This is a genomic window from Clavibacter sp. MX14-G9D (assembly GCF_032917815.1).
GTDB classification, from domain to species: Bacteria; Actinomycetota; Actinomycetes; order Actinomycetales; family Microbacteriaceae; genus Clavibacter; species Clavibacter michiganensis_K.
The window spans coordinates 1-2363 of record NZ_JAVCVL010000307.1 but is presented as its reverse complement, the minus strand read 5'-3'; the positions used below and the strand labels follow the sequence as shown (position 1 = coordinate 2363).

The following is a 2363-nucleotide window of genomic DNA, read 5'->3' as shown; positions in this document are numbered from 1 at the left end:
GGCGGCGCATGGCCGCGCGGCGGAGGGGCGTCAGGGCAGGACGGCGTACTGCACGGCGCAGGCCGCGCCCACGGCGAGCAGGGCCGGCGCGGCGAGGATCCCGCACCAGAAGCTCGGCGCCTGCCGCACGCGCGGCAGACGGAAGGCGGCGATGCCGACGAGGATGCACCAGGCGGCGATGAGCGCGAGGACGGGCTGCTGGAACACCCAGATCATGGGGATCCAGTGGATCCCGACGACGATCATGATGACGGGGGCGACGAGCTCGGGCAGTCCCCGTCGGACGAGCAGGGCGGCGGCGATCCCCCCGGCGACGAGCTCCACGGCGACCATCGCGACGTAGACGGCGAACGGGGCCGAGTCGACCACGAGCGCGGTCGGGGTCTCCCAGTCACGGATCGCGGCGGGCAGCGTGAGCCCCACCACGGCGACACCGGCGAGCGACAGCGCGCCGAGCACGATGCGCCAGGCGGTGCCCGGAGGCCGTTCCTGCGCCCATCCGGCCCAGACGAACGTCGCCAGTCCGAACACGGCGGCCATGAAGGCCACGTCGCGCGGGAAGTCGAGCGAGATCACGTCGTCCCCCTCCGGCCGGTCCCCTCCACCCTAGGGCGGCGTCGCGCCGAGGGGGAGGGGTGCCGGTGGTGCGCCTTGTCAGGCCCAGCGGCGTGCCCGTAGGTTTGGGGCGGGCCGCAACGAATCACGCGACGCGGATCCGCAGAGCCAGAGCACGAGCCGCACCACGAGCACGCCACCCGCACGCCGGAGACGAAGGAGTCCCATGTCCGAAACGCAGCCCGCAGCGTCCGCCCCCGAGACCGGAGGCGCCCTCGGCGTCGCGATGATCGGCCACGGCTTCATGGGCGCCGCCCACTCGCAGGCCTGGCGCGTCGCCCCCGCGTTCTTCGACCTGCCGCTCGCGCCGCGCATGGTGTCCGTCGTCGGCCGCGACCAGGCCCGCACGCAGGAGTCCGCGGACCGCTGGGGCTGGGACCGCGCCGAGACCGACTGGCGCGCTGCGATCGAGCGCGACGACATCGACGTCGTCGACATCTGCTCGCCCGGCAGCACGCACGTGGAGGTCGCGGTCGCCGCCCTCGAGGCCGGCAAGCACGTGCTGTGCGAGAAGCCGCTCGCCAACACGGTGGAGGAGGCGGAGATCATGGCCGCGGCCGCCGAGAGGGCCGCCGCGAAGGGGATCCGCGCGATGGTGGGCTTCAGCTACCGCCGCGTCCCCGCGATCACGTTCGCCCGCGACCTCGTCGCCCAGGGCGCGATCGGGGAGCTCCGCCAGGTGCGCGCGCTCTACCTGCAGGACTGGCTGACCGACGCCGAGGGCCCCATGACCTGGCGCCTCGACAAGGAGGCGGCCGGATCCGGCGCGCTCGGCGACATCGGCGCCCACATCGTCGACGCCGTGCAGTTCATCACCGGCGAGAAGCTCGACGCGGTCAGCGGCCTGCTCCGCACGTTCGTCGAGGAGCGCCCGCTGCTCGCCGAGACGCGCGGCCTCGGCGGCGTGGCCTCGAGCGAGCGCGGGAAGGTCACGGTCGACGATGCGGCCTACTTCACCGGGAAGCTCGCCGGCGGCGCGCTCGCCAGCTTCGAGGCGACCCGCATGGCGACCGGTCGCAAGAACGCGCTGCGCCTGGAGTTCAGCGGATCCGACGGCGCGATCTCCTTCGACCTCGAGCGCCTCAACGAGATCGAGCTGTACGACGCGACCGCGCCCGCCGACCGGCTGGGCTTCCGCCGGATCCTCGTCACCGAGCCCGAGCACCCCTACACGGCGGCGTGGTGGCCCACCGGCCACGGCCTCGGCTACGAGCACGCGTTCAGCCACCAGGTGCGCGACCTCGTGCACGACATCGCCGAGGGCCGCGAGCCGCAGCCGTCGTTCGCCGACGGGCTCCGCGTGCAGCGCGTCCTCGACGCCGTGGAGCGCAGCTCGGCCGACGGCAGCGCGTGGGTGCAGGTGGATCCCGCCCGCTCCTGACCGCCGCGCCCCTGCCGTAGCCTGGACCGGACGACCGGGAGGCGGACGGGTGCAGGCACGGCAGGAGCGGACGCTGCGCGCCGCGCTGTCCGCGCTTGTCTGCACGCTCGTCACGGCGACCGCGCACGCGGCGGCCGGCGGCGGGATCCCGCATCCGCTCGTCCTGGCCCTCGCGCTCGTCCTGGGCGTCGCCCTCTGCTTCGCGCTGGGCGGGCGGCGCGTCACGCTGGTCCACCTCGTGCTCGCGATCGGGGCGACGCAGGGCGTGCTGCACGCGGCCTTCACCTTCGGCGGGACGGGCCTCGGCGCGTCCGCGTCCGCCGGCGCCGGCATGACCTCGGGCGGCGCCGCCGGGGGCCACGCGCAC

Annotated in this window: 2 protein-coding genes and 1 pseudogene; 2 read left to right on the top strand and 1 reads right to left on the bottom strand. The window is 74.9% G+C overall.

The features are described 5' to 3' along the window. Positions 1-30: 30 nt before the first annotated feature. Positions 31-576, bottom strand: coding sequence for a hypothetical protein (locus Q6969_RS15025; protein ID WP_317231164.1), 546 nt, complete (start codon positions 574-576; stop codon positions 31-33). 205 nt (positions 577-781) lie between these two features. Between Q6969_RS15025 and Q6969_RS15020 the strand changes: the two genes are divergently transcribed. Both Q6969_RS15020 and Q6969_RS15015 read left to right on the top strand, forming a co-directional pair. Further along, on the top strand, positions 782-1996 hold the full coding sequence (locus tag Q6969_RS15020; RefSeq protein ID WP_317231163.1) for a Gfo/Idh/MocA family oxidoreductase: 1215 nt from the start codon (positions 782-784) through the stop codon (positions 1994-1996). A gap of 49 nt (positions 1997-2045) precedes the next feature. Beyond that, positions 2046-2363: pseudogene (locus tag Q6969_RS15015) on the top strand (hypothetical protein); the annotation flags it as partial.

Coding starts and splice junctions, on each gene's coding strand:
- Q6969_RS15020 (WP_317231163.1), top strand. CDS start 782: ATGTCCGAAACGCAGCCCGCAGCGTCCGCCCCCGAGACCGGAGGCGCC.